This window comes from Paenirhizobium cremeum (assembly GCF_022884085.1).
Lineage (GTDB): Bacteria > Pseudomonadota > Alphaproteobacteria > Rhizobiales > Rhizobiaceae > Allorhizobium > Allorhizobium cremeum.
In genome coordinates this window covers 121,448-145,398 of record NZ_JAGGCS010000010.1, presented here as the reverse complement: position 1 = coordinate 145,398, position 23,951 = coordinate 121,448, and the positions used below count along the sequence as shown (strand labels likewise).

Annotated in this window: 24 protein-coding genes; 16 read left to right on the top strand and 8 right to left on the bottom strand. The window is 63.2% G+C overall.

All coding sequences use genetic code 11. The annotated features are described in order from the left end of the window. Complete coding sequence (coxB, locus tag J5N58_RS18220) at positions 1-885, bottom strand: cytochrome c oxidase subunit II (RefSeq protein ID WP_112829649.1); 885 nt, start codon at positions 883-885, stop codon at positions 1-3. A gap of 329 nt (positions 886-1,214) precedes the next feature. Here coxB and J5N58_RS18215 point away from each other — a divergent pair, with 329 nt between their 5' ends. The 4 genes from J5N58_RS18215 to J5N58_RS18200 all read left to right on the top strand — a co-directional run bounded on the left by J5N58_RS18215 (position 1,215) and on the right by J5N58_RS18200 (position 3,975). Next, a complete protein-coding gene (locus J5N58_RS18215) occupies positions 1,215-1,739 on the top strand; it encodes an invasion associated locus B family protein (protein ID WP_112829650.1) in 525 nt (174 codons plus the stop codon). 123 nt (positions 1,740-1,862) lie between these two features. Continuing rightward, a complete protein-coding gene (gene tldD, locus J5N58_RS18210; RefSeq protein WP_112829679.1) occupies positions 1,863-3,278 on the top strand; it encodes a metalloprotease TldD in 1,416 nt (471 codons plus the stop codon). Between the two features lie 54 nt (positions 3,279-3,332). Beyond that, positions 3,333-3,572: a DUF4160 domain-containing protein gene (locus J5N58_RS18205; protein WP_244712094.1), complete on the top strand. Its 240-nt coding sequence runs from the start codon at positions 3,333-3,335 to the stop codon at positions 3,570-3,572. Next, positions 3,565-3,975, top strand: coding sequence for a DUF2442 domain-containing protein (locus J5N58_RS18200; RefSeq protein ID WP_244712092.1), 411 nt, complete (start codon positions 3,565-3,567; stop codon positions 3,973-3,975). Before J5N58_RS18205 ends, J5N58_RS18200 begins: the two co-directional genes overlap by 8 nt. Before the next feature lie 24 nt (positions 3,976-3,999). On the opposite strand, the gene J5N58_RS18195 is transcribed toward J5N58_RS18200, so the two are convergent. The 4 genes from J5N58_RS18195 to J5N58_RS18180 all read right to left on the bottom strand — a co-directional run bounded on the left by J5N58_RS18195 (position 4,000) and on the right by J5N58_RS18180 (position 7,891). Further along, positions 4,000-4,305 (bottom strand): nucleoside triphosphate pyrophosphohydrolase family protein, encoded by a 306-nt coding sequence (locus J5N58_RS18195; RefSeq protein WP_113340386.1) that lies wholly within the window; start codon positions 4,303-4,305, stop codon positions 4,000-4,002. Between the two features lie 127 nt (positions 4,306-4,432). Then, positions 4,433-5,836, bottom strand: a complete 1,404-nt coding sequence (locus tag J5N58_RS18190; RefSeq protein ID WP_244712090.1) for a D-alanyl-D-alanine carboxypeptidase — start codon at positions 5,834-5,836, stop codon at positions 4,433-4,435. Between the two features lie 205 nt (positions 5,837-6,041). Next, entirely contained in the window at positions 6,042-6,806 is a 765-nt protein-coding gene (locus J5N58_RS18185; protein ID WP_244712088.1) for an SDR family NAD(P)-dependent oxidoreductase, read from the bottom strand. A gap of 170 nt (positions 6,807-6,976) precedes the next feature. Next, positions 6,977-7,891, bottom strand: a complete 915-nt coding sequence (locus J5N58_RS18180; RefSeq protein ID WP_113447850.1) for a LysR family transcriptional regulator — start codon at positions 7,889-7,891, stop codon at positions 6,977-6,979. A gap of 122 nt (positions 7,892-8,013) precedes the next feature. Between J5N58_RS18180 and J5N58_RS18175 the strand changes: the two genes are divergently transcribed. The 5 genes from J5N58_RS18175 (at position 8,014) to J5N58_RS18155 (ending at position 12,380) form a co-directional block, all read left to right on the top strand. Next, positions 8,014-9,204: an MFS transporter gene (locus J5N58_RS18175; protein ID WP_244712086.1), complete on the top strand. Its 1,191-nt coding sequence runs from the start codon at positions 8,014-8,016 to the stop codon at positions 9,202-9,204. After that, positions 9,201-9,671: a cyclophilin-like fold protein gene (locus tag J5N58_RS18170; RefSeq protein WP_112829657.1), complete on the top strand. Its 471-nt coding sequence runs from the start codon at positions 9,201-9,203 to the stop codon at positions 9,669-9,671. Before J5N58_RS18175 ends, J5N58_RS18170 begins: the two co-directional genes overlap by 4 nt. A 19-nt stretch (positions 9,672-9,690) precedes the next feature. Beyond that, on the top strand, positions 9,691-10,707 hold the full coding sequence (locus J5N58_RS18165) for a zinc-dependent alcohol dehydrogenase family protein (protein ID WP_244712084.1): 1,017 nt from the start codon (positions 9,691-9,693) through the stop codon (positions 10,705-10,707). Between the two features lie 153 nt (positions 10,708-10,860). Beyond that, positions 10,861-11,925: an alpha/beta fold hydrolase gene (locus J5N58_RS18160; protein ID WP_244712082.1), complete on the top strand. Its 1,065-nt coding sequence runs from the start codon at positions 10,861-10,863 to the stop codon at positions 11,923-11,925. A gap of 59 nt (positions 11,926-11,984) precedes the next feature. After that, complete coding sequence (locus tag J5N58_RS18155; protein ID WP_113447854.1) at positions 11,985-12,380, top strand: (R)-mandelonitrile lyase; 396 nt, start codon at positions 11,985-11,987, stop codon at positions 12,378-12,380. A gap of 413 nt (positions 12,381-12,793) precedes the next feature. Here J5N58_RS18155 and soxR read toward each other — a convergent pair whose 3' ends face one another. Further along, entirely contained in the window at positions 12,794-13,243 is a 450-nt protein-coding gene (gene soxR, locus J5N58_RS18150) for a redox-sensitive transcriptional activator SoxR (RefSeq protein WP_113426134.1), read from the bottom strand. A gap of 88 nt (positions 13,244-13,331) precedes the next feature. On the opposite strand from soxR, the gene J5N58_RS18145 reads away from it, so the two are divergent. Then, positions 13,332-14,804, top strand: a complete 1,473-nt coding sequence (locus J5N58_RS18145; RefSeq protein ID WP_244712079.1) for an MFS transporter — start codon at positions 13,332-13,334, stop codon at positions 14,802-14,804. Between the two features lie 154 nt (positions 14,805-14,958). Continuing rightward, complete coding sequence (locus tag J5N58_RS18140; protein WP_244712077.1) at positions 14,959-16,002, top strand: polysaccharide deacetylase family protein; 1,044 nt, start codon at positions 14,959-14,961, stop codon at positions 16,000-16,002. Between the two features lie 57 nt (positions 16,003-16,059). Here J5N58_RS18140 and pdxH read toward each other — a convergent pair whose 3' ends face one another. Then, positions 16,060-16,680 carry a pyridoxamine 5'-phosphate oxidase gene (gene pdxH, locus J5N58_RS18135; protein ID WP_244712075.1) on the bottom strand — a complete coding sequence of 207 codons (621 nt, stop codon included), beginning with the start codon at positions 16,678-16,680 and terminating at the stop codon, positions 16,060-16,062. 66 nt (positions 16,681-16,746) lie between these two features. Here pdxH and J5N58_RS18130 point away from each other — a divergent pair, with 66 nt between their 5' ends. The 4 genes from J5N58_RS18130 (at position 16,747) to J5N58_RS18115 (ending at position 20,196) form a co-directional block, all read left to right on the top strand. Further along, a complete protein-coding gene (locus J5N58_RS18130) occupies positions 16,747-17,202 on the top strand; it encodes an RT0821/Lpp0805 family surface protein (RefSeq protein WP_414900652.1) in 456 nt (151 codons plus the stop codon). Between the two features lie 186 nt (positions 17,203-17,388). Continuing rightward, on the top strand, positions 17,389-18,639 hold the full coding sequence (locus J5N58_RS18125) for a DnaJ C-terminal domain-containing protein (protein ID WP_244712072.1): 1,251 nt from the start codon (positions 17,389-17,391) through the stop codon (positions 18,637-18,639). Positions 18,640-18,761: 122 nt separating this feature from the next. Then, a complete protein-coding gene (gene fabI / locus J5N58_RS18120) occupies positions 18,762-19,580 on the top strand; it encodes an enoyl-ACP reductase FabI (RefSeq protein WP_112829666.1) in 819 nt (272 codons plus the stop codon). 25 nt (positions 19,581-19,605) lie between these two features. Continuing rightward, complete coding sequence (locus tag J5N58_RS18115) at positions 19,606-20,196, top strand: histidine phosphatase family protein (protein ID WP_244712070.1); 591 nt, start codon at positions 19,606-19,608, stop codon at positions 20,194-20,196. 28 nt (positions 20,197-20,224) lie between these two features. Here the strand turns inward: J5N58_RS18115 and J5N58_RS18110 are convergent, their stop codons facing one another. Continuing rightward, positions 20,225-20,485, bottom strand: a complete 261-nt coding sequence (locus J5N58_RS18110; RefSeq protein ID WP_099056998.1) for a DUF1344 domain-containing protein — start codon at positions 20,483-20,485, stop codon at positions 20,225-20,227. Between the two features lie 330 nt (positions 20,486-20,815). Between J5N58_RS18110 and J5N58_RS18105 the strand changes: the two genes are divergently transcribed. Further along, positions 20,816-23,869 (top strand): putative bifunctional diguanylate cyclase/phosphodiesterase, encoded by a 3,054-nt coding sequence (locus J5N58_RS18105; RefSeq protein WP_483314050.1) that lies wholly within the window; start codon positions 20,816-20,818, stop codon positions 23,867-23,869. Positions 23,870-23,951 lie beyond the last annotated feature (82 nt).

Sequence of the window (23,951 nt, the reverse complement as noted above, 5' to 3'; positions counted from 1 at the left end):
TTAGTTCGAAACGTTTTCGGCGAGCTGGACGGACTTAGCCGGCCCGTCGACAGCGGCCATCAGCGCCTTGTTGGCGCCAGCCAGATCCGAGCCGGCCGCATCGAGCCAGGCGGCGTACTTCTCTTCCGAGACGACGCGGATCGCGATCGGCATGAACGCATGGTCCTTGCCGCAGAGTTCCGAACACTGGCCGTAGAACAGGCCTTCGCGATCGGCCCTGAACCAGGTTTCATTGAGACGACCCGGCACGGCATCGATCTTCACGCCGAAAGATGGCATTGCGAAGGAATGGATGACATCCGTCGGGGCGGCGGTGACGAGCAGGCGCACGGTCTTGCCGACCGGGATCACCATTTCGTTGTCGACGGCCAGAAGGCGCGGATAGACGGACTTGTCTTCCTTGCCGGCGGCGGCGCGGTCTTCTTCCTTCAGCATATAGCTGTCGAAGGCCACTTCCTTTTCGCCCTGGTATTCATAATTCCACTGCCACTGGGTGGCGGTCGCCTTGACGGTGAGATCCGGATTCTCCGGCTGGGTCAGCTGGGCCGACAGGAGATTGAACGAGGGGATCGCGAAAAACAGCAGCACGAGAACCGGCCCGACGGTCCAGACGATCTCGATCACCGTGTTGTGACTGGTCTTGGACGGCACCGGATTGGCGCCGGCGCGGAACTTCACCACCACGATCACCAGCAGGAGAAGAACGAAAAGCGTGATCGGAACGATGAACCAGAGGGTATATTGCTCGAACCAGCGAATCTGCTCCATGATCGGCGTTGCCGCGGGCTGCAGGGTCGCCTGCCAGGGCTGCGGCTGATCGGCAAAACTGCCGGACGCAAAAAGCAGACAGACCAGCGCAGCCAGGGCTGCGTAAGCTCTCTTCATCACGATTACCTCTCCCAGAAGCGTTTGATCCACATCAAATCAAAACGCAAAATCTATGCTATCCTCAATGTTTCAAACCACAGATCGGCCACAATCGCAATACGTTCGACCAATAGTCGGCGCGGCATTTTTGCGCATCGTCAAATCCAAAACGCTCCCGCTCGCTGCAATGCGACACTGATCGCCGTCATCCCAGGCAAAAGCCGGGGCCAGGCGGCGGTTCCGGTCCCAATTATGCCTCACTCGGCTGGAAAAGACGGGTCGGGGCTTTCATTTTCCCCGCCCGGGCGACAAGAATGTCCGGGATGATTCGATTTCCAGAGGTACCCATGGGTCTTCCGAGACTTTTCCGGTCGGGTTTGACCGCAAGCGCCATCGCGATCGCCGCCTTTTCGATGCCGGCTTATGGCCAGCAGCAGCCGCCCGGCACGATCCGCTCCAATCACGGCGCATGGTCGGTCATCTGCGATACGCCCGCCGGTGCGACCGGTGAGCAGTGCGCGCTGATGCAGAACGTCATCGCTGACGACCGGCCGGAAGTCGGCCTTTCCGTCGTGGTGCTGAAGACCGCCGACCGCAAGGCGAAGGTGCTGCGCATTCTGGCGCCGCTCGGCGTGCTCCTGAAGGACGGCATGGAACTCTATGTCGATAACAACAATATCGGCCGTGCCTATTTCACCCGCTGCTTCTCCGAGGGCTGCTATGTCGAGGTGGAAATCGACGACGAGCTGATGAAGATCCTGCGCGCCGGCAAGAATGCGGTGTTCGCGCTGCGTGAATCGGCGGACCAGGATCGGGTCGGCATTCCGATCGAGCTCACCGGCTTTGCCGAAGGTTACGACGCCCTGCCCTGATCCGGCCGGCATCGCTTCAATCCCAGACTGGAAGTCGCCGGTCCCTCGGGCTTTCGCTTGCGCCTTGCCGTTGGCCGCCGATGCGCCTACATCGGGAGAAAGACGCCCCAAGGAGACATGACGATGACCCAGGACCTTCTCAGCCTCTTCGACTGCGACGAGGACACGCTGCGTCGCAGCGTCGCCAAGGCGCTCGAAGGCGCAGATGACGGCGAGCTCTTCGTCGAACACGCCCAGGCGGAATCGCTGACCTTCGACAATGGCAGGCTGAAGGGCGGCTCCTTCAACACCGACCAGGGTTTTGGCCTGCGCGCGGTGGCCGGCGAGGCTGTCGGCTACGCCCATGCGGGCGAACTTTCTCTTTCGGCGCTGGAGCGCGCGGCAGACGCCGTCGGCGCCGTGACCCGGGGCTATGGCGGTTCCTATGCTGCGGCGCCGCAGGGCACCAACCGCAAGCTCTACGGCGAGGACAATCCGATCGGCGCGCCGACCTTCGAGGAAAAGGTGAAGCTTCTCTCGGAAATCGACGCCTATCTGCGCGCCAAGGACGACAAGGTCCGGCAGGTCACCGCCTCGATCGCCGCAAGCTGGCAGGTGGTCGAGATCCTGCGTGCCGATGGTCACCGGGTGCGCGACATCCGCCCGATGACGCGGATCAACATTTCCGTGGTGGCGGGTTCGGGCGACCGGCAGGAGTCCGGCTCGTTCGGCACCGGCGGGCGCATGGCATTCGGCGATTTCCTGACCGAGGAAAGCTGGCGTCACGGCGCGGACGAGGCGCTGAGGCAGGCGCTCGTCAATCTCGAGGCGATCGAGGCGCCGGCGGGCACCATGGACGTGGTGCTTGGCGCCGGCTGGCCGGGCGTGATGCTGCACGAGGCCGTCGGCCACGGCCTTGAAGGCGACTTCAACCGCAAGAAGACATCGGCCTTTGCCGGACTGATGGGCGAAATGGTGGCCGCCCCCGGCGTCACCGTCGTCGACGACGGCACCATCGACGCGCGCCGCGGCTCGATCACCGTCGACGACGAGGGAACGCCTTCCGGCTATAACGTGCTGATCGAGAACGGCCGTCTCGTCGGCTACATGCAGGATCGGCAGAACGCCCGGCTGATGGGCATGAAGGCGACCGGCAACGGCCGCCGGCAGGGCTATGCCCACCAGCCGATGCCGCGCATGACCAATACCTACATGCTTTCCGGCGACAAGACGCCGGAAGAGATCATCTCCTCCGTCAAAAACGGCATCTATGCCGTCTCCTTCGGCGGCGGGCAGGTCGACATCACCTCCGGCAAGTTCGTCTTCGGCTGCACCGAGGCCTATCTGATCGAGAACGGCAAGATCGGCGCGCCGGTCAAGGGCGCCATGCTGATCGGCAACGGCCCCGAGGCGATGAAGCGCATTTCCATGGTCGGCAACGACATGATGCTCGACAAGGGCATCGGCAATTGCGGCAAGGGCGGCCAATGGGTACCGGTCGGCGTCGGCCAGCCGCATCTGAGGATGGACCAGGTGACCGTGGGCGGCACGCGGGCGTGAACGGGAAAGGCGGCAGGAAGACCTCATTGAAAAACCTATCGCGATAGGTTATTTATGGTCACCATCTTCCGCTCGGACGGCTTTCGTTTCGTTATTTTTCAGAACGACCACGAACCGGCACATGTTCATGTGTTCGGCGATGGTGAGATGAAGATCAATCTTGCCAGACCGAATGGCGAGGTCGAACTGATCTGGGCAGATGGCGTAAAGCGCAACGACGTTCGCCGCGCGATGAAGATCGTTACGGAGCAGCAATCCCATTTTCTGAAACGGTGGCAAGAAATTCATGGCTGACCTCACGGACAAGGAAATCGACGACGCGCTGGAACGCGGCCGAGCCTTGCGGGCCACATCGCCTCGTGCACGCAGCGCACGGTATGACCGCGAAAGCGGGCGGATTGTCGTGGACCTGACCAATGATTGCGTGTTCGCCTTCCCCGCGCGACTTGCCCAGGGTCTCGCCGATGCCAGCGAGCAGGAGATTTCCAGGGTCGAGATCCTCGGCGGGGGAACCGCGCTTCACTGGGAAGGATTGGACACGGACCTGGCACTCGAAGGCCTGATGGCAGGTCTTTTCGGTACGGCGTCCTTCATGGCGGCCCGGGCGGGGCGAACGGTAAGCCCGGCAAAATCAGCTGCAGCCCGCGCCAACGGCACAAAGGGAGGACGTCCTCCCAAGGCGTCACGAAGCGGCTGACCCCGCAAGCGTCACCGCACCTCGTCAAACATTCGGCCGGAACCGCCACTTGCGCTCGATTGCGTCGTCGAGCGCGATGCCGTGATGGTGGGCGAAGAGCAGGATATGACCAAGGAGATCGGCGGTCTCGTCCTCCAGCAGGCGGCGCAGTTCCGCCTCGCTCATGCCCTTGGCCCGGCTGCGGCCGCTCAGCCGATTGGCGACCTGCGCCAGTTCCCCGGCCTCCTCCAGCAGCTTCAGAAGAAACCAGTCGGCATCCCGCTTCATTCCATGGGCGGCGGCGTAGGTGGCCGATGCCGTCTCGAACTGCGCCATCAGGTCGGGAATCATTTCGTTCTCCATTTGTTCTTGACTTTGTGATGCATTTCCCCGAGATTGTCGAGCAGATCAAACGCAAACGAGCCCCGGAGGGCTCGCCTGTCAAGGAACGGGAAGGGAGAAAGACGCGGCGGAAGGCTTATCCCCGCGCCGGCATCAACACGCAATCGTAGCGGTTCTTGACCAGCTTTTCGCAGGCGGTGCGGGCCTCGTCCTTGCTTTCGAAACCGGTGAAGCGAGCGCGGTAGAAGGTCGTGCCGTTGCGGGTGACGGCTTCGGTATAGGTGTCGAGCGTCGTCAGGACGCCGCCGACCTTGGTCCTGGCATCGCTCAGCAGGTCCATCGCGGCCTCGGCGCTGGTGGCGGCGGCAATCTGGATCTGCCATTTGCCGAGGGGCTTGGTCTGTGCCTGCGTCTGTCCCTGCCCGGCGGCATTGCCGGAGCCGGCCTTCGACTTCGTCGTCGGGACCGTCGAGGCCGAGACGGGCGCCTTCGGCGTTATCATCGGGACATCGCTTGCGAGAGCAGCGCTCGCGACCTCGGTCGATTCGGCATAGGCGCTGCCGTAGCGGCTTGCGGGAACCGGGGTTGCGCCATTGGCCATGCCGATCACGGCAGCGACCGCATCCTGTCCGGCGCGGGGTGCGGGGACCGGAACGGAGGCCTGGCTGTCGAGGCGGGCGACCTCGACCGTCGCCGCCGGTGCGGAGCCGGAACCGCCGGAGCGGCTGGCGAGAAGCTGCGAGCCGCCCGATGCCTTGCGGATATTGGCGGCAATCAGCTTTTCCATCAGGCGGTCGCGGCTTGCAGCGGAGCGGCCGCCCATGACGACGCCGACGACGCGACGGTCGCCGTCGCTGACGGCGCTGACAAGATTATAGCCCGAGGCATTGGTGTAGCCGGTCTTGATGCCGTCCATGCCCTTGTAGCGATACATCAGGTTGTTATGGCCATTGATGGTGCGTCCGCGGAACGCAAAACTCTTCGTGGCAAACAGATCGTATTCCTTCGGAAAGTCGCGCATCAACGCAATGCCGAGGGTGGACATGTCGCGGGCCGTGGTGATCTGGCGATCGTCAGGCAGGCCGGAGGCATTGACGAAAACGGTCTTCGACATGCCGAGCGAGCGGGCCTTCGCCGTCATCATCGCCGCGAAACGCTCTTCGGTGCCGCCGAGCTTTTCCGCCATGGCGGCGGCGGCGTCGTTGGCAGACTGCACGATCATTCCGAGCACCGCTTCCTTGACGGTGATCTCGTCGCCCGGCTTGACGCGCAGCTTGGTCGGCGGGCGCGATGCGGCGTATTTCGAGAAGGGAACCGGGCTGTCCCACGACAATTTGCCGCGCCGGATCGCATCGAACGTCAGATAGATCGTCATCATCTTGGTGAGAGATGCCGGGTGGTTGAGGGCGTCCGGATTTTCCGAGGCGAGGATCTCACCGGTGCGGGCATCGAGCAACAACTGCGCGCTGCCGGCGAGTACAGAGGTCGAAGAGGATGCGATCGCAACGAAAAAAGTTAACGCGATCAACAGCTTGTTCATGAACCCTCCGAGGCGGCTTGATTTTACAGAATACCGGGCAACCGGCGAAGCACTTCGTGTTGCGCGAAGCGAGGCCTGACTAAAGCAGAATTGAGGCGACAATTGTGCAGTGCGGCCACGTTATCACCAAAGTTAACCAAAAGTTTCATGTTGTGAGTTAACAGGCCGTAAATGGTCCGAGGCTGGATTGTGCAATGGCCGAGGATCAGGCCGCCAGAAAACCGCCATCGGCGGCAAGCACATGACCGACCACGTAGGACGCTTCTGCCGAGGCGAGCCAGACGACGGCTTCGGCGAGTTCCTCCGGTTGCCCCATGCGCCTCAGCGGCAGACCGGCCGCGACCGCCGCCACATCGCCGACGCCGGCCGCCAGCATCATGTCCGTGACCACCCGCCCCGGCGCAACCGCATTGATGCGGATGCCGCGGGCGGCATTCTCTATTGCGGCGCTGCGCATCATGGCGATCACCGCCGCCTTGGACGCATTATAGAGAGCGAAGCCGGGATTGGGGTTGCGGATGCCGCTGACCGAGGCATTGACGACGATCGCGCCGCCGCCGGTCTTCAGCATGGCGGGAATCTGGTGACGCAGGCAATGAAAGACTCCGCGCACATTGGTGTCGAAGACGTCCGCATAGGTCGCATCGCTCTGCTCTTCGACCGGCGCACGGCGCTCCTGAAAGCCGGCATTGTTGAAGGCGACGTCCAGCCGACCGAAGCGTGAGACCGTATCGGCCACCATCTTTCCGACTTCCGCCTCGCTCCTTATGTCCGTCCTGACGAAGCGGGCTTCGGCGCCGAGATCCCGGCAGGCGGCGGCGACCGCTTCGCCCTCCGTTTCGCGCCGCGCGGCGATGACCACGGCGGCGGCCCCTTCCCGCGCCATCTGCAAGGCCGTCGCCCTTCCGATCCCCGTCCCTCCGCCGGTGACAAGGCAAACCTTTCCTTCCATGCGACGTGACTGTGACATGCGGCGTGAACTCCCGTTGCGACCTGTGGCCATCCTTGCGCATTTGTTTGACTGAGTCCAACAAATTGGGAGAACGGCTCTCGAACGCCGAGGCTCAACGGGTACAAGTCCGGCAGGGACGACCGGCAACGCAAGGCCGATCAAGCCGGCGGCGATTGCGCCAATAGATGTCATTCTCGCACCGATGTCGCTCGGCCCGGAAACCGCAGAGCGTTCATGATCAGCAGGAACGCTGCCGAGTTCTGGCGTCGGCTGGGATAATAGAGGTAGTAGCCCGTGAACAACGGGCACCAGTCGTCGAGAACCTGGATGAGCTCCCCATGGGCGATCTGACGTTCCACGAGGTTTTCCGGAACGTAGGCGATGCCGTAGCCCGCAGTGGCTGCCTCGACTTGGGCGATCGAGCTGTTCAGGATGATCTGGCCATCGACACGGACACGGAGTTCGCGGCCGTCCTTCTCGAACTCCCATGCATAGAGACCGCCCGATCGGGATTGCCGGGTGTTGATGCAGACGTGCTCCACCAGGTCCTGCGGAACTTCGGGAACGGGACGGTTCGCGAAATAGGAGGGTGCGCCGACTGCAACGAGCCGCCAATCCGGACCAATGCGCACGGCAATCATGTCCTTGTCGAGGCTCTCGCCCAAACGAACACCCGCATCAAAGCGTTCTTCGACAATGTCCCGGAACCCGTTGTCGATGTTGAGCTCAAGCTTGATATCGGGATACTCCAGAAGAAGCGGCCGCACCTTCGGCCAAACGACAGTCTCCAGTGCATGGTCCGAAAGAGTGATCCTGACCGCCCCGGCAGGCTTGTCGCGGGCTGACATCAGGTCTTCGAGTTCGCCGTCAAGTTCACGAAGTCGCGGCACGAAGGCCTTGAGCAATCGGTCCCCAGCGTCCGTCGGCGAAACACTCCGCGTGGTCCTCGTCAGCAATCTGACGCCCAACCGTGCTTCCAGCTGTTTGATCGTATGGCTCAGCGTGGACTGTGATGTCCCCAGCTTTGCGGCAGCCTTGGTGAAGCTCCGTTCCTCGGCCACTGCGATGAACGACAACATGTCGTTGAGGTCCTGCCGCTCCAACAGCCAGCTCCTATTCATATTGCCAGTCGATAAGTCCTTTCGGATTATGGCACCTTATCCTTGGAATGGCCACCGCGTATCTTCCCGTTGTAACGAAGCAATGATGAGGAAGGCGCGAACCAATGGCATTGACTTGCGATCGACAGCCAGTCCGCATAGCAGGAGCCTGGGGTGCGGTATTTTCGATGGCTCTGGCCGCGTTTGTCCTCATCGCCTCGGAGTTCATGCCTGTGAGCTTGCTTCCGCTCGTGGCTCACGATCTAGCAATTACCGAGGGACAAACCGGACAGGCGATCTCCGTCTCCGGCGTGTTCGCCGTGCTCACCAGTCTGGTGATGACGCACCTTACCCGCCGCATCGACCGCCGCCTCGTCGCCAGCGCCTTCACATCGCTGCTCGTCGTGTCGGGAACGATCGTGGCGTTCGCGCCAAATTATCCGATTCTGATACTTGGCCGGGTCCTGCTCGGCATCGCAATCGGCGGCTTCTGGTCGATGTCGACATCGATCGTCATGCGCCTGGTCTCGGACAACGAGGTCCCGAAAGTGCTCGCCTGGATCAACGGCGGTAACGCACTGGCGGCCACGATCTCCGCGCCGCTCGGCAGTCTGCTGGGTGCGTATGTCGGCTGGCGCAGCGCATTCTTCCTGGTCGTTCCCATCGCGATACTGGCGCTTGTCTGGCAATGGATAAGCCTGCCGCCAATGCCGCTGCGGGATCAGAAGTCCGGCGGCAACGTCCTGCGGCTTCTTGCCCGCGGCCAGGTCCTTCTCGGCATGGCTTCGACGATGTTCCTGTTCATGGGCCAGTTCGCACTGTTCACCTATCTGCGACCCTATCTCGAAACCGCGGGAGGCTTCACGATCAAGGCCATCTCCCTCGTGCTTCTGCTGATGGGCCTCGCGGGCGTGCTCGGCACGGTTGCCATCGGCAGAGCGCTGCGGACGCGTCTGTTCAGCCTCCTGATCGGCATTCCCGCCATCATGGCGCTGCTCGCGATTGGCATGGTCGCGTTCAGCTCAGCGTCTCCACTCGTCGCGGCATTGCTGGTTGCTTGGGGGTTCTTCGGCACGGCAGCACCCGTGGGCTGGGGCACCTGGGTCAGCAGACACATCTCCGATGACGCCGAAGCCGGCGGCGGGCTGAGCGTTGCCGTCATCCAACTCGGCATCACGGCTGGAGCCGCGGGCGGTGGATATCTGTTCGACACCATCGGATGGTGGGGTCCGTTCGCCCTTGCGACCCTCATCTTGGTGGCTTCATCCATTCTCGCGCTTGCCGCCATGCGCAACGCCCGGAGGAACGCCGTATGACATCGCTTCAATTGCATCGCCGAACGGTGTTGGTCGGCAGCCTCGCCACCATCACGTTGCCGCCGTTGGCATTCGGCCAGCAGGGCCGCGACCCCGCCAATCAGGAGCCCACAGATATGAAAGTCCGCTTCAGCTTCGACAGGCACACCGTCAACGCGACCCTCTACGACAATCCCTCGGCACGGGACTTCGCATCGATGCTGCCGCTCGACCTCAAGATCGAGGACTATTCCAACAACGAGAAGATTGCCTACCTGCCGCGGAAATTGACTGAGGACGGCAGCGGTCCGTTCGGAAACGAGCAGCCCGGCGACGTCTGCTATTACGCGCCTTGGGGTGACATCATCCTTTTCTATGCATCCTATCGCTATTCCAGCGGTTTGATCCGCCTCGGGCGCGTCGACGGCGGGATCGAACCGATGCTGACCCGCGGCGAGTTTCCTCTGCGCATCGAGCGCGCCGAATAATCAAAGGAAGGACACGATCATGCGTGCAACAATTCTCTACAGCCCCGGCGATGTCCGCTGCGTCGAAGTCGAAGAACCCAGGATCATCGAGCCGACGGACGCGATCATCAAGCTTTCGGCGTCCTGTATCTGCGGCTCCGATCTTTGGCCTTATCGCGGACTCCAGCCCGTCAATGAGCCCGCCCATATGGGTCATGAGTATTGCGGTGTCGTCGTCGAGGTCGGATCGGCCGTGTCAACGGTGAAGCCTGGCCAGTTCGTCGTCGGCTCTTTCGTGCTGTCTTGCGGCAAGTGCCCCAATTGCCTTGGCGGTTGGCCGTCGTCTTGCGTCAATCGTCAGTTCATGTCTGGAGGGCAAGCGCCGATCGCGCGCATCCCGAATGCCGACGGCACGCTGGTGGCGACCGCCGAGATGCCGCCCGAAGACCTGATCCCCAGCCTGCTCGCCGCCTCCGACGTGCTTGGCACGGGTTGGTATGCCGCGGATGCCGCGCGCGTCCAGCCGGGCTGCACGGCCGTGGTCGTCGGCGACGGCGCGGTCGGTCTCATGGGTGTCCTCGCCGCCAAGCAGTTGGGTGCCGAGCGGATCATCGCAATGAGCCGACACAAGCCCCGGCAGGAATTGGCGCTGGAATATGGCGCGACACACATCGTCACCGAGCGCGGCGACGAAGGTGCCGCCAAGATTCGGGAACTGACGAACGGCATCGGCGCTGACTCGGTTCTGGAATGCGTCGGTACGCAGGAATCGATGATGCAGGCGCTCAACGCGGCTCGGCCGGGCGGCTCCATTGGCTTTGTCGGCGTTCCGCATGGCGTATCGCTTGACGGTCAGATGCTGTTCTTCGCCCAGAAGAACCTGCTCGGCGGTCCCGCCCCTGTGCGCCGCTACCTGCCGCACTTCTTCGACCTGATCCTGAGCCGCAAGATCGATCCTGGCAAGGTGTTCGACCTCGAGCTTCCGTTGGAGGACGTCGCCGAAGGCTACAAGGCCATGGACGACCGCCGCGCGATCAAGACGCTGTTGCGCCTCTAGCGCCTTCCTGTAGCCGGCCGGAGGTTCGAGCCCGCTGGCTGCCGATTACGCCCAAGACCCGGACTGCCGATGTGGAGACCTCCCGTTTCCGCACCCGCGCCCTCGTGTCCGGATCGAACCACACTGCAAGCAACCATCAGCAAGGAGAAGCACATGTCAGATCATAATGAAGCTCGCCGTACCTTCCTCAAGCTAACCGGAGTCGGAGTCGCCGCACTGGGTGTTGCGAACGCCGTCGGAGGCCCAGCGATCGCCCAGGACACTGCGGACTGGGACAAGACCTTTCCCAGGAGCGAAGCCGTCGACCACGAGAAGATTACGTTCAAAAACCGCTACGGCATCACCTTGTCCGGCGACATCTACCTACCGAAGAACCGTGGTGACCTCCGCCTTCCCGCAATCGCCGTGGGTGGCCCCTTCGGCGCGGTCAAGGAGCAGTCCTCCGGCCTCTACGCGCAGACGATGGCAGAGCGCGGCTTCGTCACACTCGCTTTCGATGCATCCTACACGGGCGAAAGCGGCGGTGAGCCGCGCAATGTCGCATCGCCGGACATAAACACAGAAGACTTCAGCGCAGCGGTCGATTACATTGGCCTGCGCCCCGAGGTCGATCGTGAGCGCATCGGTGTCATCGGCATCTGCGGCTGGGGCGGCATGGCTCTGAACGCCGTCGCGGTCGACAAGCGCGTCAAGGCCGTCGTTGCCAGCACGATGTACGACATGACCCGCGTGATGTCGAAGGGCTACAATGACAGCGTCACACTGGAACAGCGCACAAAGGCTCTGGAAGAGATGAGCCGTCAACGCTGGACGGACGCAGAAAAAGGGAGCCCCGCCTATCAGCCGGCCTACAACGTAGCCGTTACGGAAGACTCGCCGCAGTTCATGATCGACTATCACGACTACTACGGCACGCCGCGCGGATACCACAAGCGCGCCGTCAACTCCGGCAACGCCTGGACGCAGACCACTCCGCTCTCGTTCATGAACATGCCGATCCTGTCCTACATCGCGGAAATTTCGCCGCGTCCGGTTCTGTTCGTTCATGGCGAAAAGGCTCACTCGCTCTACTTCGCCAAGACGGCCTTCGAAGCGGCGGCAGAGCCGAAGGAACTGATGGTGATCCCGGGCGCGAGCCACGTTGACCTCTACGACAAGACTGACATCATTCCCTTCGACAAGCTCGCCCAGTTCTTCAACCAGCACCTGGCGGCGTAATGTCCGTTAAGCCGGCCACCATTCGGGCGGTCGGCTCGGTCCCACAAAGGAGATTTGACATGGATATCATTTCACTCGGCAGCCAACCTTCCGGCAAAGGTCCGTCGGACTGGTTCACGGGTTCGGTCAGAATCGACCCGCTCTTCGCCGCCAACGAAGCTAGGCGCGGTACCGCCGCAACGGTCACATTTGAGCCCGGCGCGCGAACGGCCTGGCACACCCATCCGCTTGGCCAGACCCTTATCGTCTTGAGCGGTCTGGGACGCGTGCAACGCGAAGGTGGGCCGATACAGGAAATCCGCCCCGGCGATGTCGTGTGGTTCGAGCCTGGCGAAAAACATTGGCACGGCGCGGGACCGACAACGGCGATGAGCCACATCGCTATCCAGGAACATCTCGACGGAAAGGTCGTGGACTGGATGGAGCACGTCACCCAGGAGCAATTCGAAGGCTGAAGCAAGAGGCTGGCCGCGAGGCAGCAGTCGGTCAGTTCCCGGATGACGATGGTGGTTTTCACGAAAGGACGAATAGAATGAACAGCATGACTGCACGCCTCGCCAAGCCAGTCCGGGCTTTGCGTCTGGTACCAAAATCGGGATCTCGCTCGCGGTTACCCTGGGAGCCGTGCTGATGCCGGTATATCCCGATATTCCACTGTGGCGTCTACCGTCACGTCGACGAGTGGGGCGAAGCCGCGGTGACGCCGGTCGCTGCTCGTGCGGCAGCAGTCGTGTCAATGCTCGCGTGGACCGGCGTGATACTTGTGGGGCGGCTTCGCGCCTACACCTGAACGAAGGCCGCTTCGGGCCGCTTGCAGGCGAAAATCACCTGCCTTGAAATCTCGCCTCCGACCGGAGCGCCCCTCCGGTCAATCCTCCTCCGCCGCCATCTCGGCGAGTGCCACGGCGCCTTGCCCTTCTTCGGCAAGGCGGTCGCCGGGATTGATGACCGTGCATTTCGTCATGGAGAGGCAGCCGCAGCCGATGCAGCCGTCGAGACTGTCGCGTAGCGCCTCCAGCATGCGGATGCGATGGTTCAGTTGCTCCGACCAGCGCGTGGCGATTTTTTGCCAGTCGCCGTGATTCGGCGCGCGGTCCCTGGGGAGCACGGCAAGCTGTTCCGCCACTTCCGAAAGCGGCACGCCGAGCTGCTGCGCGACCTTGATGAGGGCGATGCGGCGAAGCACGGCGCGGTCGAAGCGACGCTGATTGCCCTCCGTGCGGTGGGAGGCGATCAGTCCCTTGCGCTCGTAGAAATGAATGGCCGACACGGCCACGCCGCTTCGCCTTGCGATTTCGCCGACGGTCAGGCCCTGCATTTTTTGTCACTCCGGCTCTTTACCTCAACTTTGGTTGAGGTTGTAGCATCCCGCCTCGAAGAACACCATGGAGAGGAAAGACCCGGGAATGGATGCACGAACGGAGACGGCAAGCCGCATGGAAAAGCGAAACGCAGGAGCCGCGACGCCGCCGGCGATCACCGGGCGCTGGGCGGAGCTGCTGGCACCCCGCTATCTCGCCACCACCACCATGCTGTGCGTCGGCGTGGCGCTTTACGCCTTCAACGGTTTTCTCGTCAGCACCGTGCTGCCGACCGCCGTCCGCGAGATCGGCGGCGCGGTGCTGCTGCCGTGGTCGCTGACGCTTTATCTCGTCGCCTCGATCGTCGCCGGCGCGAGTGCTGCGCTGCTGAAACAGAGATACGGCGCACGAAAGGTGCTGTTTGCCGCCGCCCTGGTGTTCCTTGCCGGCACGCTTGCGGCGGCCCTTTCATCGAACATGGAGACGGTCCTCGTCGGGCGGGTGTTCCAGGGCATTGGCGAGGGGATCATCGCGGCGATCTGCTACGCCCTGATCCCCGAGATGTTTCCGCCGGCGCTGGTGCCGAAGGTGTTCGGGGCGGAGGCGACCGTCTGGGCGGTCGCCGCCTTTGGCGGGCCTGTGCTTGCCGGTTCGCTCACCGAGAGCTTTTCCTGGCGCGTCGCCTTCCTCGTCAATGCGCCGATCATCGGGCTTTTCCTGCTGCTCGCGGCGGTCATGGTGCCGGGCGGGCGCGGCGCGGCAGGTGCAACGTCGCACGGCTTCCCGATCCGGCGCCTCGCCCTGCTTTCGGCAGGCCTTCTCGTCATGCTGATCGCGGGACTTGCGCCCTCGGCGCTTGCCACGGCGGCCGCCGTCGCCGCCTCGCTTATCCTCATCCTCGCCGCCGTCCGCCTCGACCGCGGGGCCGATCATTCCATCCTGCCAAAGGGTGCATTCTCGCTTCGGTCCACGCTCGGCCTCGGCCTCTGGGTGGTGCTTTTGATGCCGCTCTCGCAGGCAACGAGCGGCGTCTATCTCGTCTATTGCCTGCAATATCTCTTCAGCTACGGACCGACCCATGCCGGCGCGCTCGGCGCCCTGATGGCGATCAGCTGGAGCCTGACGGCGATCGGGATCGCCAATCTCAGACATGAAGGGGCAAGACGGGCCACCATCTGGCTCGGCCCGCTGCTGCTGGTCTGCGGCTTTGCCGCCCTTGCGACAGCCATCGCCGCCGGCAGCACCGGGCTTCTTGCCGCAGCACAGATCACCATCGGCGCGGCCTTCGGCCTGAGCTGGGGCTATCTCAGCCAGATGCTGATGGAGACGACGCCGGAGCGGGAGCGCGACAAGACCTCGGCGCTGCTGCCCACGCTGCAATCGGCCGGATATGCGCTCGGCGCCGCGATGGCCGGACTCTGGGCGAACGGCGCGGGGCTCGCCTCGGCCGAAACGCCGGAGGCCATGCGCACAATCCTCACGCTGACTTTCGCACTGGCGCTCATTTGGGCGGTGCCCGCCCTGCTGGCCGCCCGCCGGGCCATCCGGCTCGCCGGCCCGGCAAGCCCGGCGTCCTGAGGTTGCTTGCGTCCCGGTCGCCACTCCGGCCATGCTTCCTGGCGGGTGCTGGCCGGAAACCTGACAATCGGGACGCGAGAACAGGCAGCGGGCCGTTCAGCAAGGCTTAACGGCCCGCTCCTACATTCGCTGCGATGCGAAACGGGGAAATGCGATGAAGGCGTTGCTGAAGAGCATGCTGCGGCAGACGGCGATCACGGCCGGGCTGGAAGCCTCGCATGCGCTTTCCCGTCTGGGCGCCATGCCCGCGGCAAGAGGCCGGGGGGCGATCTTCACCCTGCACCACGTTCGCCCGCATGCGCCACGCCTTGCCGAAGCGAACCGCCATCTCGAGATCACCCCGGATTTTCTCGACCGCTGCATTGCGCGGCTGAAGTCGGACGGCTACCGATTCGTGGCACTGGAGGAGATCCCTTCGCTTCTGTCCGCGAAAGATGCCGGGCGCCCCTTCGCCGCCTTCACTCTGGACGACGGTTTCCGCGACAATGCGGAACATGCCCTGCCGGTCTTCGAACGGCACGGGGTTCCCTTCACCATCTTCGTGGCAAAGGGCTTTGCCGAGCGCAGCCATACGCTGTGGTGGGAGACGCTCGACGAACTGGTCAACCGCACGGAAAGCTTCACGCTTGCCGATGCCACGGGCGGGCGGACGAGCTTTACGGTTTCGAACCGCATCGAGAAACTCATGGCCTGCGACACGATCGGCGCGACCATCGGCGGCCCGGAGGAAAGCCAGGCGATCAGCCGGCTCGATGCGGCGGCGCTTGCGGCCGGTGTCGATGCGCGGGCGCTCGCGGACAGGCTGCTCATGACACCGGACGAATTGAAGGCGGTCGCCCGCCACCCGCTGGCCAGCCTCGGCGCGCACACCGTCAGCCACCGGGCGCTCGCCTTCCTGGACGATGCGTCGCTTGCCGCGGAACTCGCTTCCAGCGCGGATTATGTCGAAGAACTCACCGGCCGGCGGCCGGCGAGCTTCGCCTATCCTTACGGCGACCACCGCAGCGTGAACGCGCGGACCGCCGCCGCCGTCAGGCAGGCCGGTTTCCGGCTCGCGGTCACGACGCGGCCGGGCACGCTCAGGGAAAGCAGCCTCGAAACGCCCACGCAATTGCCGCGCATTTCGCTCAACGGCTTCTACCAGAGGGCGCGCTACGTCGCGGCGCTGGCCTCCGGCATTCCCTTCGGCCTTGGCTGAGGACAAGGCGGGCGGGGGCCTCTCACCACCCTCAAGCGAAAGGGCCGCCTTCCGGCGTCACGGATACATGCGAACCTTGGCCCACGGCGCGTCCTGCGTCTCGCGGCGGAATTCGATGCGGTCATGCAGGCGAAACTTGCGGTCGTGCCAGAACTCGATCGATTGCGGCTTGATGCGGAAACCGGACCAGTAGGGGGGGCGGGGCACATCGCCGATGGCGAACCTCGCGGTATATTCCGCAACCGCCTTTTCAAGCGCGAAACGGCCTTCGAGCGGGCGGGACTGCCTGGAAGCCCAGGCACCGATCCGGCTGCCGAGAGGGCGGGACCGGTAATAGGCATCCGCCTCCTCGTCGGAAACCACTTCCACCTCGCCCCGCAGGCGCACCTGACGACGCAGCGACTTCCAGTGAAAGCACATCGCCGCCTTCTTCTGGCCGAGAATTTCCTGTCCCTTCTGGCTCTCGAAATTCGTGTAGAAAACAAACCCCCGGTTATCGAACCCCTTGAGCAGCACCATCCTGACATTGGGAAGACCGTCCCCGTCGACGGTTGCCAGTGCTACCGCATTGGGATCGTTGATTTCCGAGGCTTCCGCGTCCTTCAACCACGCCGCGAACAGCGCAAAAGGTTCCGACTCCTCGGTGAAGTCACCGGTTGTTAACCCCATTTCTGACATATTGCTTCAAATGCTCCTGAACGACATCATCTCGGCCCAGGGTCAAATCACTGGACAGGACGCCCATTGAGAGACATAGCAAAGTCCCACGAGCGCCAAAAGGGTAACAGGATCGCAATGAAGCGAATGCTTGCCGTAATGACAGTGACGCTTCCCCTTTGCGGTTGTTTCGGCGGCAGCATGGATCTCTTCGGTTCCGACAGCGTCGATCGCTCTATCTCCACCAATACGGTCGCCTCGAAGCGGGCTCCGGCGGGCAATTCCGACGAGCTCACTGTCCAGAACGCCGTTTCCTCGGCCGATCTCAGCAAGAATGCCGGCAATCCCCTGCCCTGGGCCAATGCCGCGACCGGCAGCGCCGGCGTGGTCACGGCGATCCAGGAGGAAAAGGATAACGGCGTCGTCTGCCGCAACTTTTCCACCACGCGCCATTCCTACGAGGGCATCGCCTACTTCGCCGGCAAGACCTGCACCACCGGCTCCGGCGAGTGGCAGCTCATGCGCTTCGACCGCCGTTCATAATTCGGCAACCATATTCCCGGCCAGACCGCTTGCCGGAAACCCGCGTAACCACTGATTAGCATCTTCTTGTGATAGTCTCGCCTGTATTATGCCGGAACCGCCATGAGTTGGGCGGGGCGGTGCGTTTTTGTTGCCGGCGCGTCATATGACCGGATGCTCGGCCGTTTGTGTTTACTGGTGGCCTAGATGCGCGATCTGTATTCTGTACTCGGCGTGAAACGAGACGCAGGCGCCGAAGAAATCAAGGCGGCATGGCGTACTAAGGCCAAGTCCGTCCATCCCGACCAGAACCGCGAGGACCCGAACGCCAACCAGCGTTTCGCCGAGATCGGCCGCGCCTACGAGGTGCTGAAAGACCCGAAGAAGCGCAACCTCTACGACCAGCAGCGCAGCAAAGTCGAGGCGCTGGAACGCGAAAAGACCATCATGCAGCAGCGCGAAGCGGCGCGCGAGGCGGCGGAACGGGCGAAGGTCGCCAAGGCCAATGCCGAGCGGATCATGGCCGAACTCGCCAAGGCCGAGGCCGAAAAGGCACGAACCGAAAAGGTGGCCCAGGCGACCGCCCAGGCAGCGCAGGCTGCGGCGCAGGCGGCCCAGGCCGCAGCTCAGGCCGCACAGCAGGCCAAGGCGGGCCAGACGGCCGGCGCTGCCGGAGCACAGACCTCCGCGCAGGGCAAAGCCGGTCCCGCAGGGGAAACGCCGGAAGACATGGTATCGCGCATCTTCGGCGACACGCCGGAAGCGGCCGCGGCCGCGGAAACCCTGAAGCGGGAGACGGAAGGCAAGGCGGAGAAGACCGACAAGACGGAAAAGGGCGAAACCCCGGATGCGGCCACAGCCGCCGCTCCGAAGCCGACTTCGATCTTCGCTCCGGTGGAGCTCATCAGCTCGCTCGTTCGGCGCATCCGCGGGGTGCAGCCGCCGCCGGAAAAGGCGCCGGAACTCGCCATCGAGGTCAGCGTCACCATCGACGACCTGCTCGCCCAGAAATCCGTTCCGGTGACGGTTGCCGACGGCCGGGAGCTGCGGGTGCCGCTGGAAGGCGGCGTCAGCGAGGGCCATGTCGTCCGCCTCAAAGGTCAGGGACACAAGCTGCCGAACATGGCGCGCGGCGACGTTGCCGCAACCATCCGGGTCCAGAAGAACGACAAGTTCTCGGTCGACGGCTTCGACATCAGGACCGTCCTGCCGATCACCCTCGAAAACGCCGTGCTCGGCTGCGAGACCCAGGTGGAGACCCCGTCGGGGCCTGTGGACATCACCATTCCGGCCTGGTCGAACTCCGATCAGGTGATCCGTCTCGACGACCAGGGTCTCCATGACGACGCCGGCGGACGCGGTGCCCTGCTGGTCGAACTGCGCGTGAAACTCTGGGAAAAACCGGACGATAAGGTGACGGACCTGATGCGTGTCATGCGCGAAGGCCTGTTTCTGTGAAGCCTTTGTAACAATTACACCCTTTGTTACGGCCCCTAACAGTTGATGATCCCGTCCAATCTTGAACCACGGATCGGGCTATGCCATAGGCAGGATCACTCGAAAGTATCAGGGAGCAAAACATGGCTCAAGGTTCCGGCCTTATGGCAGGCAAGCGCGGCGTCATCATGGGCGTCGCAAACAATCGTTCCATCGCATGGGGGATCGCGAAAGCCTGCCGCGACCAGGGAGCCGAAATTGCCTTGACCTGGCAAGGGGATGCGCTGAAGAAGCGCGTCGAACCGCTTGCCCAGGAATTGGAAGCGTTCATGGCCGGCGACTGCGACGTCACCGATCTCGCCAGTATCGATGCCGTCTTCAAGACGCTCGAGGACAAGTGGGGCAAGATCGATTTCGTCGTGCATGCCATCGCGTTTTCCGACAAGGACGAACTGACCGGCCGCTACATCGAGACCACCCGCGACAACTTCCAGCGGACCATGGACATCTCCGTCTACTCGTTCACGGCTGTCGCCGCGCGCGCCGAAAAGGTGATGAATGACGGCGGCTCGATCCTGACGCTGACCTATTACGGCGCCGAAAAGGTCATGCCGCACTACAACGTCATGGGCGTCGCCAAGGCCGCGCTCGAGGCCTCCGTGCGCTATCTCGCCGTCGACATGGGCGGTCGCGGCATCCGCGTCAACGCCATTTCCGCCGGCCCGATCAAGACGCTCGCGGCCTCCGGCATCGGCGACTTCCGCTACATTCTGAAGTGGAACGAGTACAACTCGCCGCTGAAGCGCAACGTCACGACCGACGAGGTCGGCAAATCCGGCATGTACCTCCTGTCGGATCTTTCGACGGGCGTTACCGGTGAAGTGCATCATGTCGATTCCGGCTATCACACGGTCGGGATGAAGGCCGTCGACGCACCGGACATTTCCGTCGCCAAGGACTGACGTCTCTTACCGGGGTTTTTCGGCCGTGCTCATCTACATGATCCGTCACGGCCAGACCGACTGGAACGCCGAGGGACGGCTGCAGGGGCAGAAGGATATCGGCCTCAACGATTTCGGCCGCGCCCAGGCCAGCGAGAACGGCCGTCAGCTTTCGGCCGAACTCGGCTCGCGGGCGGCTGATTTCGACTATGTCGCTTCGCCGCTCGGCCGCACCCGGGAAACCATGGAGCGGGTCCGCTCGGCGATGGGCCTCGATCCCCACGGCTATCGTCTCGACGACCGGCTGAAGGAACTTTCCTTCGGCGACTGGGAAGGCTCGACCATCGCCGAACTCAAGCAGCGCACGCCGGACCGGGTGAAGGAACGGCGGCTACACAAATGGGATTTCATTCCGCCGGGCGAAGCCGCGGAAAGCTACGAGATTCTCTCCTGGAGGGTGGGCGCCTGGCTGAATTCCGTGGAGCGCCCCACCGTCTGCGTCACCCATGGCGGCGTCGTCCGCAGCGTTTTCCGTCTGATCGGCCAATGGAGCCGGGACGAGGCCTGCGACATGAACGTGCCGCAGGACCGTATTTTGAAGATCGACCGGGACGGCATATCCGTCGGCTGGCTGTAGAAGCCTCGCCGCTCCCCGGGTTCGTGCCTTACTGCACCACTTCCAGATCGTCGACGACGCGCTTGCCGTCCACTTCGGTGTAGAACACGATCACCTTCACGCCGCTCTGCAGCCCGTCGAAGTTGAACTCCTCCGGCAGGGAATAGGTCTTGCCGTCGTCGAGAACGAGGCTGAGGTTCTCGACATTCACGGACTTGATGGTGGCTTCGACGTCCGAACTGCCTGCCAGAACGCTGAGCGGAGACAGGAAACTCGCCGTCGCCAGAAGAACTGCAATCATGACCCGCATGCGAATGACTTTCACCAGAAATGACCGATTCAGAATGTGTCTCAAAATAAGCCTCCAGAATGTGGCAAAAGTCGCCCGCAAAGATGTCATTTTCGGTGTGATTGATGACCGGAATTGAGGCGGCGATCAAGCCGCCGCAATCGTTATCCCGACACCGCCGACAACTTTTCGAGGAACGCTGGAAATTCCAATCGCTTCAAGTAACTACAGCGTGTGGAAAGTGCCTGAACGGACCGCCGCAAATATTTCCCACGCAATGCTAAATTAACTACCGCCCCCTAGGATCGTTCGACGTGCAGCGGGGGCTCCGGGGACTTGAATTACAGTAAGATGATCATGGCGCGCAGCGACGGAGAACAATCCGGAGCGGATTTTCTGCTGCTGGGAGGTGCCCTGCTCAGCATGGCCATCATCGGCGCCGGCGTCATGCTCGACAAATGGTCGGCAGCCGCCAGTCTCGATGCGGCGCGCCAGCATATCGCCGAAGACCTGCGCCTGATGCATTCGTCGATCGAGGCCCGTATCGAGGCCGACACGGCGGCGGCGAACCATCTCGCCGACATGATTGCCGCCGACCCGACGATTTCGCAGGCATCGTTCGACGCGATGACCGCGAACCTTGCCGCCCGCACCCCGCATATAGAAAGCGTGGAGTACAAACCCGGCCTGCGCGAAGGCCGCGGCGGGCCGGTCATAAAACTGCAGGATTCCCAAACGCTCCTGCTCGACGTTCCGGTGCCCGCCCTTGGTTTCGACCGCAGCCTCGGTTCGGTGGTGCTGTCGATGAACGCAGGTCGGACGATCGAGGCCAGCGGCCTCCTGAAGGGCAAGGATGCGGCCGCGGCGTCCCATCTCACGGGGGAGCATCTCGACGTCGCCATCCGCGAGATGCCGGCGGATGGCCCCGGAAAATTCCTCTACGGCTCCCCCGGACTTTCCCTGAAAGACCCTGTGAGCGAGCGCATGAGCGTGCCCGGCGGCAGCTGGGAAATCCTCGCTGCGCCGAGCGATGGCTGGCAGACAGCCCATCAAAGCCGGTTGCCTGCGAGGCTCGGCATCTTCGCCGCGGTGATCGCGATGATCCTGCCGGTTCTCGTCACGCTGCTTCTGCTGCGCGAGCGCAACCGCAACATAGCCCGGCTGAAGGCCCGCGAGGAGGCCCTGTTCGAAGTGACCCAGCGCCTCAACCTGGCGATGGACACCTCGAACATCGGCATATGGGAGCTGGAGGAGAAGACAGGCCAGCTCTTCTGGGACGAAAGGGCGGCCTCCCTGCATGGCTGCGCGGCAGGCGAGATCGCCCGGCAGGACCGGCTGGACGACTGGTATCGCGTCATCCATGCCGATGACCGGGAGACCATCGAGCTGCGGATCTTTGCGAGCATGTCGCCGCTCGGTCAGCAGAGCTGGGACATACAGTACCGCGTCGGGCTGTCGGACGGCAGCATCCGCCACCTGCGTTCGGTCGGCGCCCCTTGCGCCGGAGCGAACGGCGCCGGCCGGCAGATCGGCATCGTCTTCGACATCACCGCCGACGCCATGTTCACCGAGACGCTGAGGATCGCCAAGGAAACCAGCGATATCAAGAATGCCGAGCTGGAACTGGCGCTCGACGAGCTGTCGGCGCGCGAACACCAGCTGGCGGAGCTGTCGCAGAAACTCGATCTTGCGCTCGCTTCCTACAATTGCGGTATCTGGGAGGGCGATCCGGTTAACGGCACGGCGATCTGGGACGAGCGGATGCACCAGCTCTACAATCTGCCGAACAAAAACCGGCCGGTGACGAAGCATGAATGGCTCTCGGCCCTGCATCAGGACGACCGGCAGCCGATATTGCTCGCCACCAACCGGGCGCTGAACTCCGGCATCACCCTCAACAATCTTCAAAGGGTTCTTTTGCCCAACAACGAGCTGCGCTACGTGCGCTCGGTCGGGCAGGTGCATATCGGCAAGGATGGGCGGAAGAAGATCATCGGCATCGCCTTCGACGTCACGGCGGACGCGAAGATCGCGGAAGAGCTGAGGGCCGCCAAGGCGGAGGCCGACGCGCGCAACATCGAGCTGGAGCTCGCCAAGAACCGCATCGAGTTCAACGCGCTGCACGACCCGCTCACCTCGCTCGCCAACCGCCGCAAGCTCGATGTGGAACTGGAGGAACTGACGCGCAGCGCCGGCCGGCAGCGCAGCCGGTTCACGATCCTTCACCTCGACCTCGACCGCTTCAAGGAAATCAACGACACGCTCGGCCATGCGGCCGGCGACGCCATGCTGGTGCACGCCTCCAGGGTGCTCCAGCGCAATGTCGTGCGCGGCGACCTCGTCGCGCGCATCGGCGGCGACGAATTCGTCATCCTCGCCAAGCGGCAAACGACCGCCGAGGAACTTTCGAAGCTCAGCGAGGCCATCATCGCGGAAATGAGCAAACCGATCGACTTTGAGGGGTTTTCCTGCCGCTGCGGCGTATCGATCGGCATCGCCCAGTCCTCGGGCCTGTTTCCCGACGCCGGCCGGGTGCTCATCAACGCCGATATCGCGCTCTATCAGGCCAAGGAAAAGGGCCGGAACCGCTACGAATTCTTCACCCCGGACCTGCAGGCCAATATCTTCGCCCGCAAGCGCATGGCGGACGAGATCCTCGCCGGCCTCGAACACGATGAATTCACCGTCTGGTACCAGCCGCAATTCGCGGCCGGCTCCATGGAACTCACCGGGGCCGAGGCGCTGGTGCGATGGAGGCATCCCGACCAGGGCGTGCTGCCGACGAACCGCTTCCTGAAGGTCGCCGAAGAGCTGAACGTGATGGCGCGCATCGACCAGCTGGTGCTGGAGACCGCCCTCAAGGACCAGATGCGCTGGACCTCGCTCGGCCTCCGGCTGCCGCGTATCTCGGTCAACGTCTCGTCGCGCCGGCTGCATGACGACGCGCTGGTCGAACAGCTCGAGGGTCTTTCCATTGCGTCCGGCTCGATCTGTTTCGAGCTGGTGGAATCCATCTTTCTCGACGAGAGCGACGATGTCGCGACCAGGAATATCGAGAGGATCAAGGCGCTCGGCATCGATATCGAGATCGACGATTTCGGCACGGGCCACACCTCGATCGTCAGCCTGCTGCGCCTGAAACCCAAGCGCCTGAAGATCGACAGGCAGCTGGTGATGCCGATCGTCAACTCGCTCCAGGAACGGGCGCTGGTGCGCTCGATCATCGAGATCGCCCGCTCGCTCGGGGTGGAGACGGTGGCGGAGGGCGTGGAAAGCCACGAACATGCGGCGCTGCTGCGCCAGCTCGGCTGCGACTTCCTCCAGGGCTACGCCTTCGCCAAGCCTCTGCCCTTCGACGAATTCACCCGCTTTGCCCGGGGGCTGCCGCAGCGAAAGGCGTCATAAAGGCGACGCAGCGTCTTCAAGAAAGGCTTGTCGGTTTCGCCGGTTTTCCACTATGAGTGTGCCGCAGTGAAAGCCGAGGCAC

What these genes read in the sequence shown, in the direction of transcription:
- coxB (WP_112829649.1), bottom strand. Translation starts at nt 885, where the DNA reads ATGAAGAGAGCTTACGCAGCCCTGGCTGCGCTGGTCTGTCTGCTTTTT.
- J5N58_RS18215 (WP_112829650.1), top strand. Translation starts at nt 1,215, where the DNA reads ATGGGTCTTCCGAGACTTTTCCGGTCGGGTTTGACCGCAAGCGCCATC.
- tldD (WP_112829679.1), top strand. Translation starts at nt 1,863, where the DNA reads ATGACCCAGGACCTTCTCAGCCTCTTCGACTGCGACGAGGACACGCTG.
- J5N58_RS18205 (WP_244712094.1), top strand. Translation starts at nt 3,333, where the DNA reads ATGGTCACCATCTTCCGCTCGGACGGCTTTCGTTTCGTTATTTTTCAG.
- J5N58_RS18200 (WP_244712092.1), top strand. Translation starts at nt 3,565, where the DNA reads ATGGCTGACCTCACGGACAAGGAAATCGACGACGCGCTGGAACGCGGC.
- J5N58_RS18195 (WP_113340386.1), bottom strand. Translation starts at nt 4,305, where the DNA reads ATGATTCCCGACCTGATGGCGCAGTTCGAGACGGCATCGGCCACCTAC.
- J5N58_RS18190 (WP_244712090.1), bottom strand. Translation starts at nt 5,836, where the DNA reads ATGAACAAGCTGTTGATCGCGTTAACTTTTTTCGTTGCGATCGCATCC.
- J5N58_RS18185 (WP_244712088.1), bottom strand. Translation starts at nt 6,806, where the DNA reads ATGTCACAGTCACGTCGCATGGAAGGAAAGGTTTGCCTTGTCACCGGC.
- J5N58_RS18175 (WP_244712086.1), top strand. Translation starts at nt 8,014, where the DNA reads ATGGCATTGACTTGCGATCGACAGCCAGTCCGCATAGCAGGAGCCTGG.
- J5N58_RS18170 (WP_112829657.1), top strand. Translation starts at nt 9,201, where the DNA reads ATGACATCGCTTCAATTGCATCGCCGAACGGTGTTGGTCGGCAGCCTC.
- J5N58_RS18165 (WP_244712084.1), top strand. Translation starts at nt 9,691, where the DNA reads ATGCGTGCAACAATTCTCTACAGCCCCGGCGATGTCCGCTGCGTCGAA.
- J5N58_RS18160 (WP_244712082.1), top strand. Translation starts at nt 10,861, where the DNA reads ATGTCAGATCATAATGAAGCTCGCCGTACCTTCCTCAAGCTAACCGGA.
- J5N58_RS18155 (WP_113447854.1), top strand. Translation starts at nt 11,985, where the DNA reads ATGGATATCATTTCACTCGGCAGCCAACCTTCCGGCAAAGGTCCGTCG.
- soxR (WP_113426134.1), bottom strand. Translation starts at nt 13,243, where the DNA reads ATGCAGGGCCTGACCGTCGGCGAAATCGCAAGGCGAAGCGGCGTGGCC.
- J5N58_RS18145 (WP_244712079.1), top strand. Translation starts at nt 13,332, where the DNA reads ATGGATGCACGAACGGAGACGGCAAGCCGCATGGAAAAGCGAAACGCA.
- J5N58_RS18140 (WP_244712077.1), top strand. Translation starts at nt 14,959, where the DNA reads ATGAAGGCGTTGCTGAAGAGCATGCTGCGGCAGACGGCGATCACGGCC.
- pdxH (WP_244712075.1), bottom strand. Translation starts at nt 16,680, where the DNA reads ATGTCAGAAATGGGGTTAACAACCGGTGACTTCACCGAGGAGTCGGAA.
- J5N58_RS18125 (WP_244712072.1), top strand. Translation starts at nt 17,389, where the DNA reads ATGCGCGATCTGTATTCTGTACTCGGCGTGAAACGAGACGCAGGCGCC.
- fabI (WP_112829666.1), top strand. Translation starts at nt 18,762, where the DNA reads ATGGCTCAAGGTTCCGGCCTTATGGCAGGCAAGCGCGGCGTCATCATG.
- J5N58_RS18110 (WP_099056998.1), bottom strand. Translation starts at nt 20,485, where the DNA reads ATGCGGGTCATGATTGCAGTTCTTCTGGCGACGGCGAGTTTCCTGTCT.
- J5N58_RS18105 (WP_483314050.1), top strand. Translation starts at nt 20,816, where the DNA reads ATGATCATGGCGCGCAGCGACGGAGAACAATCCGGAGCGGATTTTCTG.